This is a genomic window from Paraclostridium dentum (genome assembly GCF_012922555.1).
GTDB classification, from domain to species: Bacteria; Bacillota; Clostridia; order Peptostreptococcales; family Peptostreptococcaceae; genus Paraclostridium; species Paraclostridium dentum.
Genome location: NZ_WIPK01000025.1, coordinates 1 through 16,680, shown reverse-complemented (window position 1 = coordinate 16,680; position 16,680 = coordinate 1). Strand labels below are relative to the sequence as shown.

At 27.5% G+C, this 16,680-nt stretch carries 17 protein-coding genes; 3 read left to right on the top strand and 14 right to left on the bottom strand.

Features of this window, described 5'->3' with window-relative positions; genetic code table 11:
- Window positions 1–182: 182 nt before the first annotated feature.
- Complete coding sequence (locus GFJ41_RS17305) at window positions 183–482, bottom strand: hypothetical protein (protein ID WP_170075921.1); 300 nt, start codon at window positions 480–482, stop codon at window positions 183–185.
- Between the two features lie 184 nt (window positions 483–666).
- Here GFJ41_RS17305 and GFJ41_RS17300 point away from each other — a divergent pair, with 184 nt between their 5' ends.
- Both GFJ41_RS17300 and GFJ41_RS17295 read left to right on the top strand, forming a co-directional pair.
- Window positions 667–1,710 carry a YdcF family protein gene (locus GFJ41_RS17300; RefSeq protein WP_170075920.1) on the top strand — a complete coding sequence of 348 codons (1,044 nt, stop codon included), beginning with the start codon at window positions 667–669 and terminating at the stop codon, window positions 1,708–1,710.
- A 99-nt stretch (window positions 1,711–1,809) separates the two neighbouring features.
- The gene (locus GFJ41_RS17295) at window positions 1,810–2,583 is read left to right on the top strand and encodes a CPBP family intramembrane glutamic endopeptidase (RefSeq protein ID WP_170075919.1); all 774 of its coding nucleotides are present in this window, start codon (window positions 1,810–1,812) and stop codon (window positions 2,581–2,583) included.
- A 23-nt stretch (window positions 2,584–2,606) separates the two neighbouring features.
- On the opposite strand, the gene GFJ41_RS17290 is transcribed toward GFJ41_RS17295, so the two are convergent.
- From GFJ41_RS17290 to GFJ41_RS17235, 12 genes are all read right to left on the bottom strand, one after another.
- A complete protein-coding gene (locus tag GFJ41_RS17290; RefSeq protein ID WP_021433955.1) occupies window positions 2,607–3,977 on the bottom strand; it encodes a cation:dicarboxylate symporter family transporter in 1,371 nt (456 codons plus the stop codon).
- 132 nt (window positions 3,978–4,109) lie between these two features.
- Entirely contained in the window at window positions 4,110–4,442 is a 333-nt protein-coding gene (locus GFJ41_RS17285) for a winged helix-turn-helix transcriptional regulator (protein WP_035118054.1), read from the bottom strand.
- 202 nt (window positions 4,443–4,644) lie between these two features.
- The gene (locus tag GFJ41_RS17280; RefSeq protein WP_332841185.1) at window positions 4,645–5,523 is read right to left on the bottom strand and encodes an NAD(P)/FAD-dependent oxidoreductase; all 879 of its coding nucleotides are present in this window, start codon (window positions 5,521–5,523) and stop codon (window positions 4,645–4,647) included.
- A 24-nt stretch (window positions 5,524–5,547) separates the two neighbouring features.
- The gene (gene trxA, locus GFJ41_RS17275) at window positions 5,548–5,862 is read right to left on the bottom strand and encodes a thioredoxin (protein ID WP_021433958.1); all 315 of its coding nucleotides are present in this window, start codon (window positions 5,860–5,862) and stop codon (window positions 5,548–5,550) included.
- Window positions 5,863–6,067: 205 nt separating this feature from the next.
- A complete protein-coding gene (rpsD, locus tag GFJ41_RS17270; RefSeq protein WP_025161520.1) occupies window positions 6,068–6,667 on the bottom strand; it encodes a 30S ribosomal protein S4 in 600 nt (199 codons plus the stop codon).
- A gap of 395 nt (window positions 6,668–7,062) precedes the next feature.
- Window positions 7,063–7,566: an anaerobic ribonucleoside-triphosphate reductase activating protein gene (nrdG, locus tag GFJ41_RS17265; RefSeq protein WP_021430431.1), complete on the bottom strand. Its 504-nt coding sequence runs from the start codon at window positions 7,564–7,566 to the stop codon at window positions 7,063–7,065.
- A gap of 16 nt (window positions 7,567–7,582) precedes the next feature.
- Entirely contained in the window at window positions 7,583–9,712 is a 2,130-nt protein-coding gene (gene nrdD, locus GFJ41_RS17260; protein ID WP_021430447.1) for an anaerobic ribonucleoside-triphosphate reductase, read from the bottom strand.
- A gap of 409 nt (window positions 9,713–10,121) precedes the next feature.
- Complete coding sequence (locus tag GFJ41_RS17255; RefSeq protein ID WP_226890281.1) at window positions 10,122–11,285, bottom strand: DHHW family protein; 1,164 nt, start codon at window positions 11,283–11,285, stop codon at window positions 10,122–10,124.
- A 15-nt stretch (window positions 11,286–11,300) separates the two neighbouring features.
- Window positions 11,301–12,707, bottom strand: a complete 1,407-nt coding sequence (locus GFJ41_RS17250; protein WP_170075918.1) for an MBOAT family O-acyltransferase — start codon at window positions 12,705–12,707, stop codon at window positions 11,301–11,303.
- Between the two features lie 17 nt (window positions 12,708–12,724).
- On the bottom strand, window positions 12,725–13,195 hold the full coding sequence (locus GFJ41_RS17245) for a DUF4358 domain-containing protein (RefSeq protein WP_021430443.1): 471 nt from the start codon (window positions 13,193–13,195) through the stop codon (window positions 12,725–12,727).
- A gap of 15 nt (window positions 13,196–13,210) precedes the next feature.
- Window positions 13,211–13,948 carry a GDSL-type esterase/lipase family protein gene (locus tag GFJ41_RS17240; protein ID WP_170075917.1) on the bottom strand — a complete coding sequence of 246 codons (738 nt, stop codon included), beginning with the start codon at window positions 13,946–13,948 and terminating at the stop codon, window positions 13,211–13,213.
- Window positions 13,949–14,161: 213 nt separating this feature from the next.
- Window positions 14,162–15,055, bottom strand: coding sequence for a DUF2156 domain-containing protein (locus GFJ41_RS17235; RefSeq protein WP_170075922.1), 894 nt, complete (start codon window positions 15,053–15,055; stop codon window positions 14,162–14,164).
- 205 nt (window positions 15,056–15,260) lie between these two features.
- Here GFJ41_RS17235 and GFJ41_RS17230 point away from each other — a divergent pair, with 205 nt between their 5' ends.
- A complete protein-coding gene (locus GFJ41_RS17230) occupies window positions 15,261–16,154 on the top strand; it encodes a C39 family peptidase (protein WP_170075916.1) in 894 nt (297 codons plus the stop codon).
- Between the two features lie 67 nt (window positions 16,155–16,221).
- Here the strand turns inward: GFJ41_RS17230 and GFJ41_RS17225 are convergent.
- On the bottom strand, window positions 16,222–16,680 hold a 459-nt coding region (locus GFJ41_RS17225), incomplete at its 5' end, for a pyridoxal-dependent decarboxylase (RefSeq protein ID WP_264318552.1).

Genomic DNA, 16,680 nt, shown 5'->3' with positions numbered 1-16,680 from the left:
TAATTAACCTACTGTTTAATTTTCAAAGTTCATTTTCTCTTTTGTGTTTCGTCCGTTTCTTAAGGACAAGTAATACTATACCACCTTAATTTGACATAGTCAACACTTTTTTAAAATTTAATTTTATTTTTTTATAAATATAAAAAAGCTTTGAGATTAATCACAAAGCTTCTTACTATTCTTTAGTTTAAATCAGCTATTATTTCACTTATAACTTGTTTAGGATTTTCTAATGCTATACAAGGCTCTACTTCATAGTATTCAACACCTATGAATCTTTCGATTTCATTTATTTCTTCTATCCCTTTATTTATTACAAATAAAACAGCACTTGCATCTTTTATATTTTTCTCAGATATTTCATTTATAATTGTATCTTCATTTTGTATTTCAAATTCAACGTTATAGTTAAATTCTTTCGCCGATTCCTGTAATTTATTTCCACAGTTTATGTCTTCACATATAACTACTATATTGTTCATACTCATACCTCTCTTTTTTTAATTCTTGTTATATAGTTATATCATAAAATATAATTTATTTTCATTATAAATTTTTTATATAACTATTCTTTATTATTACATTTTTATGTATCTATTAACTTAATTATTGAAAAAATATATAATGAATTTAATATATATTTCATTTTTATTTAGGAGGTAACGTATGTTTTTTATTTATTTGTTTCCAATAATAATATTGTCTATCTTTTTAATATCTTATTTTAAAGATAGAAGAAGACTTGTTAACGGATTATTTTTCAATATATTTCTTATATCTTTTGCTATTTCATTTACATACTTAGCATTTTCTACAGGAAACCGAATTTTAATAGTTTTATTTTTAATCTTATTTATCATATTTATGATTGTTTCGATATTTGGAATTTACGCCCTTATTTTCGGTTTATTTTTAAATGCTAAAATTGTTATGAAAAAGGAAAGTAGAAATTTATCTAATATGTTAACTCTATTTTTAGGATTAGCACTTGTTTTCCACTTAATTTTAACATTTTTTAATCCAGAAAAATTTTTACCAAAAGATATAACTATTTTTTTAAGTAGTTTTTTACTTTTAGAATTTTACTTCTTATTTAGTATTTTTAATTTCTTAATGATTTCTTTAATATCTCAATTTAATAAACCAAAGAAAGATCAAGATTTTATAATTGTATTAGGTAGTAGAGTTTTTGGCGATAAAGTTCCTCCGCTACTTGCTAGCAGAATTGACAGAGCTATAACTTTCTATAATGAACAATCTAAGGTTTCTTTTTCTCCTAAAATTATTTTTTCTGGAGGTCAAGGTCCAGATGAAGATATTCCAGAAGGTTTAGCTATGCAAAAATATGCATTAAGTAAAGGTATACCACCTAAAGACACAATTATTGAAGATAACTCAGTTAATACGCTACAAAATATGAAATTTTCAAAAGTTATTATGGATAATTTAATGCCTAATGGTTATAAAAGTATATTTGTAACTAATAATTATCATGTTTTTAGAGCTAGCATATACGCAAGAATGGCTAATTTGAAAAGTAATGGTCTAGGATCAAAAACTGCTTATTACTTTCTTCCTAATGCGCTAATAAGAGAGTATATAGCACTTGTTGTAATGAATAAAAAAAGACATATGATTATAATAGTTATAATATTTGTTTTTTCAATTCTATTAACTCTTATAAATCATTATTTTGTTTTTCCAGCTTAATTAATTATGTTTAACATTCTTCAAATAGGTATATATTATTATTATTCAAATATATTTTAATATATTTGAGTTTTACTTAGATTGGGGGTATATGTTCATATGTCTAATGAAGTTAAATACTTTTTTTTCATAATATTTATAACCTGCATAATGGGATTTGGAGTTACAATTCCACTTACTCAATTAGGAGTATTAACATACGGTTCTCCTATTTTTATGATTTTTTATGCTTTATCTGGATACTCCCCAGCTATAGCAGGTATACTTACTGTTCACAAATTCTACTCAAAAAATGATTTTAGTAGATTTTTAAAGAGTTGTATAAATATGAAAAGAAGTTTCAAGGAATACCTTTATGTTTTAATTACTATTTTAATTTTATGGACAACACCATTTATAGTTGTATTCTTTTTTAGAGATAAATATATTTTATTAACTTATCCATTAATTTTTTTAACATGGATCGCACCATTTATGATTTTCGGTGGAGGACTTGAAGAAATAGGTTGGAGAGGATTTTTACTCCCTAAGTTATTGTCCAAGTATTCACCTTTGAAAAGTTCTTTATTAATAGGATTAATTTGGTCTTGCTGGCATTTACCACTTTGGTTTGTTGTTGGGTCTCCTCAACAACATCTAAACTTTTTACCTTTTGCATTGAGCTGCTTAGCATCATCATTTGTTCTAACATTTATATATATGGAAACAAATAGCATTTGGCTATGTATACTGTTTCATGCTTTAGATAATGCATGTTCCTATGTATTTAAATATTCTGTAGATCTTCATATAATAATTTCAATATCTACAGCTATAGTCGGACTTTTAATTTTATTTATTTCTACTAAGTGCATAAAAAATAGACTAGGATAATTATCCTAGTCTATTTTTTATATTTATTCTATAGAGTTTTTATCTATCTCATCAAAACTATTTGCAACTGCTATAGTTGAAGCCATTGCTCCATTTACATTAAGCATTGTACGTCCCATATCTAATATTGGATCTATAGCAATTATTCCACCTAATAATGGGAAGTATGCTCCTAATCCCATACCTGATATAACAACAGATACAGACATAGTTGCCGTACCAGGAATTCCTGCTATTCCTAAAGAACTTATTGTTATTACTATTAATAACATTACATAGAAACTAAAGTTCATAGTTGTTCCTGACATATTGGCTACAGTAACAGCCATTAATGCTGGGTATATTCCTGCACAACCATTCATACCCATATTAGCTCCTAAACTTCCAACAAAACTAGATATACCTTGATCTACTTTTAAATTATCATTTAATGTTTCTATAGTAACTGGTAATGTTCCTAAACTAGATCTTGAAGTAAATGCTAATATAAGAGGTTTAGATGCATTTTTTAAGTATTTAATAGGATTAACCCCATTAATCGATATTATTATTAAGTGCACTATAAACATTATTGCAACACTTACATATAAAGCTAATATGAAATCTATAACACCTACTATAGAAGATATTCCTCTATCAATTATAGAACTTGCCATTAATGCAACTACCGCATATGGCATTAACTTTATAACAGTTATCGATATACTTATTATTATCTTATAAAACGCTTCAATTAAGTCTACAAAAGGTTTAATCGTATCTGCGTGCTTTTTACTCAATCTTTTTATTGCTATGCCTATAAATCCTGCAAATATAACTATAGCTACTACATTTGCTTGTGCCATAGCATCTACTGGGTTTGATGGTAGTAACCCTCTTAAAGTATCTACTACAGGTGTTACTTCTCTTAATTGTTCTGTAGCTTGATTGGCTACTTCTTGTCCTACTCCCAGTTTAAATAAATTTCCAACTATTATTCCAACTGCTGCTGCTATAGCTGTTGTTCCAAGTAGCATAAAAATAGTTCTACCTGTCAACTTACCTAAATTTTCACCTTGTTTTAAGTTCATTATAACTCTTACAATTGAAACAAATACTAAAGGTACTACTAGCATTTTTAATAAATCCATAAATCCATATCCAAATAATCCATACCATTTAGATACCTCTGTTAACCAAGTTACTTTTGTAGGGTCATTTGGAAAACCTGCTATAAATTGAATTATTAACCCTAAGCCAATTCCCATTGCAATTGATGATATCATCAATTTGGTAAAATTAAGCTTTTTAGTTAATTTTTTGACTATAAAGAATAGTCCTATTAATATTCCTACCGATAACAAAGTTAACCAATTTGTTACCATAAGGAATTCTGAGAAAAATGTGTAATTCATGTGTTCCTCCTTATACTTTTTGCAAAGTTAAAGGCTTTGCTTTTTTATATAATATAACAAGTCCTAAAAATTATATCAACTGGTAACTTTTTGGTAACTTCTAATTTTTTTACTTTTCGAAATTTTAAAATTTTAATCATTACATACTATATGTTCGTTGCTCCACTTTATCATATTGGCAATAACATGTAGTAACTCCAACCCTGATTTACTTAAATAATAAGTAGATTCTATACTATTTTTTACTACTTTTTTATTATTTATAACAATGTTATTTTCTACTAATAAATCAAGTTGTTGAACTAACATCTTCTTGCTACATCCATCTATTTTTCTTTGCAACTCTCCAAATCTAATTTTACTATCTTGGATCTCCCAAACTATTCTCGCTACCCATTTTTTACCAACTATACTAGATAGAGCTTCAACTGGACAGTCAAATGTCATATCACTTACATTGTACATTAATTTGGCCCTCCTATTTTTATTTATGTATACAAGGTTATAATATCGCCAATATTTTGTCCAATTTTGATTATTATGAATTTTGCATATCCAAGTTTTATTATAGCTTTTTTCTATAACTCCTCTTATCCATTATTCAAATAAAAATAACCTAAAATAACAAGATTTAATTTCTCTTGAATTTTAGGTTATTTACTTTATATTATTTTTCTAATCCCATTTGTTTTATTCTTAATTTATCTAACTGTGATATAGCACTAGAAACTGCTATCTGCCCTTGCCCTGCAGACTTTAAGTATTGATATGGCTTACCTGCACAATCTCCTGCAGCATAAAGTCCATCTATATTTGTTCTCATTTCTCTATCAGTTTTTATATGAGGTCCTTCGACTTCTAACCCAGGAACCATATAACTTGGAGATACGCTATCCTTTATAACGAAAACCCCATCTACATCTAGCTCTCTATCTTTTAATATAAGTTTATTTACCAATGTATCTCCCTTTATTTCTATAGGTTTACTATCGATTATTTCTATAGAAGAATCTAACTTATTAGATAAATTATACATAGGTATATAGTAAACTTTTGATGCTATTTCACTTAAAAAGTTTGCATCCTCTTCTCCTTCATGATTGTATCCTATTATAGCTACAACTTTATCTCTATATAATCCTGCATCACATGTAGCACAATATCCTACACCTTTTCCTAAATATGCTTCTTCCCCTTTAATCATTTTTCCATATTGTACACCTGTAGCTATTATTACCGTTGTAGCTTCATAAATTTCATCTCCAACAGCTAATGCAAAATAATCTCCCATTTGGTATACATTATTAACTCTTTCTTGAGTTATTTCAATTCCCATCTCTTTTACGTGATTAGTAAATTTTTCACTCAACTCGGCTCCACTTACATCATAAATTCCTAGATAATTATCTATAGATGGAGCTTTAACTAATTTATCACTTCCATTGTGAGATCCAAATAATATTATATTTTTATTACGTATCTTAGCATTTATAGCAGCTGCTAAACCAGCTGGTCCGCTTCCTACAATTGCAATATCATATCTCATATTCAACATTCCTCTCTATATTAATTATATATGAGCTTTTACCATATCTTCTAACTTTTGCTTAGGTATAAACCCAACTAATCTTTCAGCTTCTTCTCCATCTTTAAATACAATTACAGTTGGTACTGTTGTTACTTGGAATTTTCTAGCTAATTCTAAGCTTTGATCTATATCTACTTTTAAAAATTTAGCTTCATCTATATCTCCACTTAATTCATCGAATACTGGAGCTAACATTTTACATGGACCACACCATGTTGCAAAAAAGTCCACTACTGTTGTTTCACTTGCATTTTCTACCTCTACGTTAAATTCTTCTGTATTTATTATTCTACTCATTTTCATTTCTCCTTTATTTATGTTTTATAATAACTTTAATATATCATCAGTTTTTATCTATAACAATTAGTTACTTATTCGTAACTAGTTTTCTACTTTATTATTACCTTTAAATAAAATTCTTTGTATATTAAATTGAAATAATTAATTAATATAAAAAAAATGTAGAACTAAAGCTCTACATTTCTTTATTTTAATTAATGACCTACTTAAGTTTAGAATAGTACTCAACAACTAAAATATCATTTATTTCTATTGGAACTTCATTTCTTTCAGGTATTTTAGTAAGAGTTCCCGATACATCATCAAGGTCCTTGCTTAAGTAAGAATATTGGCTATTAGCATTTTGTTGAAAACTATCAATAAACATAGAGTTCTTTTTAGATTTTTCTCTTAGAGATATCTTTTCTCCTACTGACACTCCATAAGAAGGTCGATCGACTTTATTTCCATTAACTAATATGTGTCCATGTACTACCATTTGACGAGCTTGTCTTATAGAACTCGCTAGTCCTAATCTATAAACTAAGTTATCTAGCCTGCATTCTAGTAATTGAACTAATACCGTACCTGTTTCTCCTTGAGATTTCATAGCTTTTTTTACATAGTTAGAAAATTGTCTTTCTAAAACCCCGTAATAAGCTCTTAATCTTTGTTTCTCTAGTAATTGCAATCCATACGGTGAAAGTTTTTTATCTGCTCTAGAAGTTCCTCTAGTTGCTCTATCCATAGCTTTTGGATGTCCACACACATTAAGTCCTAACCTTCTACATTGTTTAAATCTAGGTCCCATCATTTTTGCCATAATTATCATCTCCTATAAAATTAGAAATTTTGCCGCGATAACTTTAAGCCTGTATACACTATATCATAATTTTTATTTTATGTAAATGACTTTCATTATCATTAAAAAGAGTCATGTATACAATCATGACTCTTTTTAAGAAGTTTTTTAGTTTTTGAGTGTAATTTTTGGCACAAATCTAAAAGTACTAATATAATTTATGTTTCGGACATTAAACTTAAACTACATATGCGGGATTGAGTACTTTATAAATTTATAGCATCATTTTTTGTAGAGAAGGCTTTTCTCTATGTCTTTAGTATAACATAGGTGTTATTTGTTGTAAATGAAAATTATTATCATTAAGAATATAAAAAAACTAACCAATATAATTTATAATTGGTTAGTCTATTTTATTAATTAAGATCATATAAAATTATTTCATTTTTATCTAAATATTTTTTTACATCTATAACTCTTTGATTCGAAGAACCTCTTAATTTTATAGATAAATTTTTTCGTTCTTCGTCAAATTGTCCATCTATTAATATATCTATATAATTTAAAATCTCTCTTTGATTTTCATTAAATTTTTCTACAGTATATCCTGTCCATAAATATATAAGTTTATTTGGATAATGACTTTTAAATTCTCTACATAAACTAATTACACCTTCAACATTTTGAGAACATAATGGTTCTCCTCCTAATATTGCTAAATCTCTATATATATTATTTTTATTTATGTTTTCTATAATATAATCTAAGTTTTCTTGCTTAAACTCTTGTCCTCCATCAAAGTCCCATGTCTCTTTATTAAAACATCCTTTACAATGATGCGGGCATCCTTGAGTCCAAAAAGACATAGTTATCCCTAATCCATTAGCTATATCATTATCTTTTATTTTAGAAAATCTCATTTTCATCACTCCAACCTTATAGATGTAAAACTCTTTCTCCTATTTCCTGTGTACGTCCTTTTCCCCACATATTTGCACCTATATATCCACAAGTTCTTCTCATAACTTGCATTTCATTTTTATCTCTATTTCCACAATTAGGGCAATACCATTCTAAATCTTTATCTAACTTTATTTCTCCTGTATAACCACAAGAATAACAAATATCAGGTTTAGTGTTTATCTCAGCATATTGTATATTATGGTATATATAATTTATTATTTGTTCTACTGCAGGTAAGTTTTTACTCATATCAGGAACTTCTATATAACTTATACATCCACCTAAACTTATATCATGGAACTGACTTTCAAATTTTAACTTTTCAAAAGCATCTATTTCTTCACTTACATGAACATGATATGAATTTGTGTAATACATTCTATCTGTAACATTTTTTATCTCTCCAAATTTTTGTTTATCTATTCTACAGAATCTTGAAGTTAAACTTTCTCCTGGAGTTCCATATAATCCAAATCCAAGGCCAGTTTCATCCTTCCATTTTTGGCAAGTGTTATTTAAGTGATTCATTACTTCAAGTGCAAATTTTTCACCATCTTTAGTAGTATGACTCATTCCAAGCATAGCTTGTGTCATTTCATACACACCAACATAACCTAAAGAAAGAGTTGAGTATCCATTTTCTAATAATGAATCTATTTTTTCTCCTTTTTTAAGTCTTGCTATACCCCCATGTTGCCAATGTATAGGTGATACATCTGATATTACGCCTTTTAATAAATCATGTCTAACCATTAGAGCTTCTCTACAAAGTTCTAATCTTTCATCTAATATCTCCCAGAACTTCTCCATATCTTGATTTGCTGTTAATGCAACTTGCACTAAGTTTAAAGAAATTACACCTTGGTTAAATCTTCCATACCATTTATAATTTCCATTCTCATCCTTCCATGGGCTCAAGTGTGACCTACATCCCATTGGTGGGAATGTGTTTCCTTCGTAATTTTTTTTCATTATTTTTGCACTTTGATAATCAGGTACTAATCTCTTTGTATTACATTTAGCTGCTAATTTAGTAATGTAGTCGTATTTACCACCTTCTAAGCAATTATGCTCATCTAATAGATAAACTAACTTAGGGAACTCTTCTCCTACTTCTTGTCCTTTGTAGTTTTTCATTCCTTCTAATCTTTGAGCTATCATTTCCTCACAAATTAAAGCCATTTCTCTTTCATACTCGTTACCTTCTTCAATTTCTAAGTAAATAGTTGAGAATGGAGATTGACCATTACTTGTATATAATGTAGATAGTTGATATCTTATAGTTTGAATTCCGTTTTTTAACTCTTCTAACATTCTATCTTCCGCTAAATCTTTAGCCATTTCTTCTGGATATTTATCCTTATATTTGTTTAAATATTTATCATATGAAACTCTTAAAAACGGAGCAATATGTTTTATAGTTATAGAGTTACCTCCATACTGCCCACTAGCAATTTGAGCTATTATCTGTGTAGTAACTGTACAAGCTGTAGTGAATGACTTTGGTGATTCAACTAACTTATTACTTATTACTGTACCATTATTTAACATATCTTCTAAGTTTATAAGCATACAGTTATGAATAGGTTGTATAGCATAATCCATATCATGATAATGAAGAACTCCCTCATCATGAGCATGTGCTATATGAGCTGGAATTAACTTTCTTCTAGCTATATCTTTTGATACTTCCCCAGCTATTAAATCTCTTTGAGTTGAAGCTAATAAACCATTTTTATTAGAATTTTCATTCATAACATCTTCATTACTGTTATCTAAAAGACCTAAAATACTATCATCTGTAGTATTAACTTCTCTTTTAAATGATTGAACCGCTCTATACCCCTCATATGCTTTAGCTGTTAATTCATGTTTATGATTTATTAAATTTTTATAAACCATATCTTCAACCTTATTAACAGTTGCTACGTCTTTTGTTTGATTAAAACTTAATTCAATTTCATCGGCTATTTCTTTAGCCATTTCTTCTTCATATATTCCACTTCCGTACTTCATAGCTTTTAGTATTGCATTTTCTATTTTTGTTTTATCAAATTCTACAACACTGCCATCTCTTTTAATTATATTTAATTGTTTATTCATAAAACTCTCCTTTTGTCTAATACATATTGATTGATTAAATTTTATTCTACAAAAGTATTGACTTTTATAATTTTATGTTGTTCATATAAGTATTTTTTATACTATATGTAGTAAGCACATAGTCCATTCTATACCATATATAGTATATATTCAAGTTGATTAATACCCATATTTTTTTAAATTTATCATAAAAATTTAAAAGAAACCGCTCTAAATCTACACTCTAGATACAGTTTCTTTTTTTATTTTTTTTATTAATTTTTTTACGCTTGAAAAATTATACTCTCTAATGCATTGTTGTTAATTTATGAAACTTAGTTATACCAATATTTTATAATTTTAGAGTAAAAAACTTTTTGAGCAACGGACAAAGTAGTTCGCAGACGTAGTCGCTCAAGCGAAGCGAATTTTATATGTTATTTAATACTGGCGCTAATGATGAATCATTAAAGAATGTATTTGCATTATATAAGTAAAGTAAATCTGTAACATTCTTTTCTTTAATTAATTTTTCTATATCTTCATAATAATATCTTGGGTCTACCATTATAATCTCTTTATAATATGGAGTTAAAAATTGAACAAAACTATTTGCATAAGAATCTTTTATTAGTAGCAATGTTTTATCACTTTCACTTGTAGTTTTTATATCTACAACTGGATGGTTTCCACCTAAGAAAACTTCATACTTATCCTTTTTCTTCAATGCTTCACTTTCATATATAGTAGGAGATTTTTTCTTTTCTTCTTTATATTCTACTATTACCTGATCATTTTTATTTTGAGGTGTGTATATATCAACTTGATCAGGTTTTACTTTATAACCGCTCTTTGAATATAGAGTTCCATAAAAATCATTTGAAACCCTGTACTTGTCATAACTATTAGGTTGAGTTTTTAACCCTGATTGCTTTGCAAAATCTAAAAAGGCATAATATGCTCCTAATGTAGTCCAATGGTGATCCGTTTTATAATATATATATTCATCTTTATGTTTTTTCATTTCACTTGATATATTTACAAAATCTATTTTGTTGTCAATAGATTTTGACAATCTACTTAAATACTCGTCTTGATTATAAACAGGAGCAAATGCAGGTAATTTATCCTCTAATATATTAACAGCTGTTGGTACTATTAACATACTTGTCTTTATGTTCTTATGTTTATCTGCAAACTTGTTTATAGCTTCTATATTAGCTTTTAAATACTCTTCATTCGGTTTTTCAAAGCTTTCTATTAAATAACCATCATCACATTTAAATACACCGTTTTCACTATTTTTACCCATAAGGTCGTCAGTCTTAGTTTTAATTTTAATAAATTCATCTCTTCCAAACATTTGATCGACAGTATATTTTTCATATTTTTTTGTATATCTACCTTCAAATAATCTATCTAGTGTAAATTTGGGCTTTTGTTCTAAAAGTCTATTTTCATTTTCTGAAAACTGTTTATCCTTAACTATTAAGTTAAGTCCTACAAATGAAAATATGGTTACTAAAAACATTATTGCCATTAACTTTATGTATATATTTTTATATTTACGCGTATTTTTTTTTGTAAATTTCAAAGTCCTCACCCCTTATTAGAATCTAAAGTATAAGAAAGGATTGTATGTTTCGTTTACTAAGTATGCTATGCTTAAAAATAACAAAACAAATTGAACTGTTACAGCCAATGTAACTCCTTCCATTCTTCCATTTTGTATAATTTTTTTAAATACCTTATTAACTATAGGTGTAGAACACAATATTAAAATTATTAAAAGAATTAAATTCGTATGTAAATAATAAATGAATGTTGAGTCAATTATCTTATTTCCATTTAAGAAAAACATTACTTTTATGTATTCTAAAGATTTTTGTATACTTTCAATTCCAAAAAATGTCCATCCAATCATAACTAGTACCATTGTATATATATGCTGTATAAAGCCAGGCATTCTTTCTAATATATCCTTTAATAAAAACTTCTCTATTATTAAAATCAGTCCATAGTATAAGCCCCATAATATAAAGTTCCAATCAGCTCCATGCCATAGTCCTGTAAGAAACCATACTATGCATAGATTTCTAAGTTGGAATATAGTACTACATCTATTACCTCCTAAAGGTATATAAACATATTCCCTAAACCAACTTCCTAAAGATATATGCCATCTTCTCCAAAATTCAGTAACACTTTTAGATATGTATGGATAATTAAAGTTCTCTATAAAGTCAAACCCTAACATTTTACCAAGACCTATTGCCATATCTGAGTATCCACTAAAGTCAAAGTATAGTTGTAAAGTATATGCTGCTATAGCAAGCCAAGCTGTTAATACAGATATTTCACTTGCATCATATTGTTGTATACTGGTAAATATCATACCTATATTGTTAGCAAGCAATACTTTTTTAGAAAGCCCTTGTATAAATCTATCTACACCCTCTCCAAATTTATTCATACTATGAGTTCTGTGCTTTAACTGATAATCTATGTCTGTATATCTAACAATAGGTCCTGCAACTAACTGCGGAAACATGGTTACATAAAGACCAAAAGATATTAAACTCTTTTGAACTTTTACCTTGTCTAAATAAACATCAATAACGTATGATAATGTTTGGAACGTATAAAATGATATTCCTATTGGAAGTGGCAACTGATTGTATCCAATATTTAAAGAAAATACGCTATTTATATTTTCAATTACAAATCCATAATATTTAAAAAATCCTAATATACCTAAATTCACTAAAACAGCAAATATAAATATTCGTTTAGATTTAATCTTATTTCTTCTATATTTATTTATAAGTAGTCCTATTAAATAATCAAATACAGTAGTAAACATCATAAGAAAAACATATACAGGTTCTCCCCATGCATAAAAAATCAGACTAATTAATAATAAGACTATATTTTTCATTTTTCTAGGTGAAATATAATATAGAATCAAGGTTATAGGTAAAAAAGTGAACAAAAATACTATACTACTAAAAACCATTGGTTTACCTCTCTTTTTTAATTTTTGATACTTTCTTTAAATGCATCAGTCAGTTTATCTAAATCCTTTGAAACTGCATAAAATACGAAGTTACCTTTATCTTTAACTTCGTAATCTTGAAGCAATGCTACTTGTTTTGGTCCATATCCACTAAAACTTTCAATTTGCTTATTAACTCTACTATCTATAGCATCTTCTATTCCTTGAATTTGGCCTTTATCTTTTACTTTTATCACAAGCATTTCTTCTACATCCATAGTAGATTTAGGTATGTATATTGAAAAATCTTCAAACTCACTAGAGTTTAAACCAAAAAATCTTCTTAAAGATTTACTATCACTTTTTTCCATATTATTTAAATTAACAGTTTTGCTAATATCTTCAGTTATACTACTAGCAGACTTATCGTTATTTATTCCACACCCACTAGCAACAAACATAGTACATACAAAACTAAGAGTCAAAATGTACTTTTTAAACTTTTTCAAAACACTCACTCCTATCTATAGATTAGCCTTATTCTTTAAAATATTTAAATACCCATTATAAAATTTAGGACTAAAATGTATACCATCTGGCGCATACAAGTTATTCTTTGAGTTAACGCTATCATTAACATTTATAAACTCCACATTTAAATCCTTGCACATATCTTCTAATGCCTTATTAAAACTGTACACATTCTTAAAACTATGGTCTTTTTCCATAGCTGATTGTGTTGTTGGTATGATAGAAGTTACATATATTTTAGAACTTGGCAATTTTTGTTTAATATCCTTAATAAGTATTTCATACTTATTAATAAAGTCCTTAGAATTACTAAACAATTGTAAATCATTCATTCCATAAGTTAAAAATATATTACTAGGTGAAAGATTAACAACTTCTGATACATCTCCTTTTGCCTCTATTACATTTCTTCCTTTATATGCTACAACTGATGATGGACTTAAAAAACCATATTCTGTTAGTCCCTCTCCTCTTGAGTCACCCATTATTACTGAATTCTCAAATACCTTTTCAAAGTTTACATCATCTTTGTTTTCATCTATATTTGAATTATCGTCGCTATTTTTTTCAATTTCATTTCTTATACTTGATATGTCTTGTGACTCTAATTCTTTTATTTTAGCTACGCCTTTTTCTGGATTTGCTTCTGTTTGGCCAAATTTACTTTTATATATATGCCTCGCAAAGCCTAATAAAATTAGTATAGCGCCTCCGATCAAAGCAATTTTCACAATACGAACATATAAAATTTTCCTCATAAGTGTCACTTCTTTCTCACATATAATATTGATTTTCTTATTTTAAGCAATTAATATTATACTCTTTGTATATTAATGTTGCATATATCTTTTTTACATTTTTCTATTTTTTTCGACATAACTTTATAATAACAAAAGGCATTGCCAATTTCTATGACAATGCCTTTATTTCAATAATTTAACATTTTATTTTTCTATTACAGTATATTTTTCAGCAAATTTAACTGGGTGATATGAAAGCTTTGCTTTTCTAAGACCTTCTATACCTAAATCTTCTTCTCTATTAACAAATTCAACATCATTAAATTCATTTAATAGGAACTGTTGGTTAATATAAGGGTACAATCCTCTTATATCCGCATTTGCTTTTTCAACATGTATTACCGCCATATTATCATTTAACATTTCTCCAATAGAAAATGCTTCTAATTTAGAGTCAATATATATACCACTTATCTTTAATGTATCTTTTAATTTTTCATAATTCTTAAATATTCTTTTTATTGCTTTAAATTCACTATCTAGTTCTATACTTTCCTCTTTATCTTTTGACCACTCTTTTAATAAATTTATGCATTCATCAAAGTCTGCTTCTTCTAACTTTTTATATTCTACTCTATCACCATATTCTTTAACAAAACTATTTAGGTGGTTTCTTTTCTTTTGATTTTTTCTTCCTGCTAAAGTTCTTAGACTTTCTCCATCATATATATAATCAAAATTGTTACGTTCTTCAATATATTCAAATCTATCTCCATAAACACTTTGTAAGTATTCAAATACTTCTTTATTTATAGCTTTTAGATGAATTGGTTTGTGTTGTTTTTCAAAGTTTTTAATTATAAAATCAAAAGCTTTATTCATATTTTCTTTTTTAGCTAAAGGCAATATTATAAAACCTTTGTTTTCATATTCCCCTGCAACTATAGCAAAATCATCCTCAACATAATACTTTGTGTTATATAAATCTTTCCACATATATAATGTAGTAAAACAATACTCACATGCTTCATAATCAACTAAGTCAAAATATTTATCTAATATGTTTTTACAATCTATTTCTATATCCTTAAACAAAATAAACTACCTCCAAATCAATATATCATATAATACATTATATCAAATTTAGTTGATTTAATTAATTAGTTACTTTTTCGTAACCATATTTGAAATTGTCAATTTATTTATCAAAAAAATTTGTTACAGTTTTGTTATATTGTATTTAATTTAAAGTTGTATAATTATATTAGACTTGATTTTATACATTAGAGGAGAGGATTAGAAATTGGCTTATGCAAAAGGAAAACATAGCGTAAAAAAGCAACAAAAACTAAACAAGCACAAAATTAAACTTATTGCTTTACCCATAGTTTTATCATTAGGTATATTTATAGGATATAAAGGGGTATCAAATGCATTTTCAAGCACAGTTGGATATGCAAGCCCAAAAACTGTTGAGTTGTCTAAAGAATTGCTTGAATCAAAAGATCCTGTAATTCAGAAATTAATAAACTTAGCTCCTGTATATCCTAAAATTTATGAAATACTAAAAGATCCAAGTGAGTATCCTCCTGAATTTTTAGCCATGGCATCTAAAAAACCTGAAACAATAGATTTTGTCGCTGATTTTGTAGATCATAAAGGTGGACAAACTGAAGTATCAACACCTGTTGAAGGAAGTTATACAAAAGGTGAAATACCTTTGTACATGCAATGGGATGAAAGATGGGGTTATGATAAATATGGTCCTGATTATTTCGCAATTAATGGTTGTGGCCCAACAGCCCTATCAATGGTCGCTGTAGGTCTTACTGGAAATGAAAACTTCAGCCCAAAATATATTGAAAACTTTAGTGTTAAAAACGGATATCTAGTAGATGGTGTTGGTACAGCTTGGTCATTAATGACTGATGGAGCTAAAAAATTAGGTCTTAAAGGTAAGGTTATACCTTTAAGTGCTTCAAGTATTATCTCAAACCTTGAAAAGGGAAATCCAGTTATAGCCACTATGGGTCCTGGACATTTTACAACAGAAGGCCACTATATAGTTTTAACTGGTGTTACTGATGACGGAAAAATAATAGTTAATGACTCTGATAGTAAAGAAAGAAGTAGCAAAACTTGGGACGTTGACGTATTTTTAAAAGAAGCTAAAAATGTATGGGCATTTAGCATTTAAATTTAATACTTATATTGATTTATATAAAAAGAAGCTAATTCAATTGAATTAGCTTCTTTTTATATAATTAATGAGTAAAACCGTATTTTTTATTTTCTGCTTTTTTACCATGAACTAATATAGTTGCTTTATTTAAATCATCTATAGCTGTGTTTAAATCTCTTATAAATAATTCAGCCATGTCATAACTTAAATCTGCTCTACATACTATACGTTGTATTATAACTTTATCTAGGTTAACAGGTAATGGATATGCTGGTATTTGCCATCCTTTCATTGCTAATCTATCTGCTAAATCATATAATGTCCATTGTACAGCATCTTCATTTCTTAATCTATAGCATACTATAGGTAAATTTTCACCATCATTATATATCTTGAATAATCCTGTATTTTCAATTTCTTTAGATAAGTACATAGCTACATCTTTTGTACGTTGATGTATTTGTCTATATCCTTCAAATCCAAGTCTTAAGAAGTTATAATATTGTCCAATTACTTGACTTGCTGATCTTGAGAAGTTTAT

Bases quoted from the DNA above. Each gene is read 5' to 3' on its own strand.
- GFJ41_RS17300 (WP_170075920.1), top strand. From the start codon at position 667: ATGTTTTTTATTTATTTGTTTCCAATAATAATATTGTCTATCTTTTTA.
- GFJ41_RS17250 (WP_170075918.1), bottom strand. From the start codon at position 12,707: ATGGTTTTTAGTAGTATAGTATTTTTGTTCACTTTTTTACCTATAACC.
- GFJ41_RS17295 (WP_170075919.1), top strand. From the start codon at position 1,810: ATGTCTAATGAAGTTAAATACTTTTTTTTCATAATATTTATAACCTGC.
- GFJ41_RS17290 (WP_021433955.1), bottom strand. From the start codon at position 3,977: ATGAATTACACATTTTTCTCAGAATTCCTTATGGTAACAAATTGGTTA.
- GFJ41_RS17280 (WP_332841185.1), bottom strand. From the start codon at position 5,523: ATGAGATATGATATTGCAATTGTAGGAAGCGGACCAGCTGGTTTAGCA.
- GFJ41_RS17305 (WP_170075921.1), bottom strand. From the start codon at position 482: ATGAACAATATAGTAGTTATATGTGAAGACATAAACTGTGGAAATAAA.
- rpsD (WP_025161520.1), bottom strand. From the start codon at position 6,667: ATGGCAAAAATGATGGGACCTAGATTTAAACAATGTAGAAGGTTAGGA.
- nrdD (WP_021430447.1), bottom strand. From the start codon at position 9,712: ATGAATAAACAATTAAATATAATTAAAAGAGATGGCAGTGTTGTAGAA.
- nrdG (WP_021430431.1), bottom strand. From the start codon at position 7,566: ATGAGATTTTCTAAAATAAAAGATAATGATATAGCTAATGGATTAGGG.
- GFJ41_RS17285 (WP_035118054.1), bottom strand. From the start codon at position 4,442: ATGTACAATGTAAGTGATATGACATTTGACTGTCCAGTTGAAGCTCTA.
- trxA (WP_021433958.1), bottom strand. From the start codon at position 5,862: ATGAGTAGAATAATAAATACAGAAGAATTTAACGTAGAGGTAGAAAAT.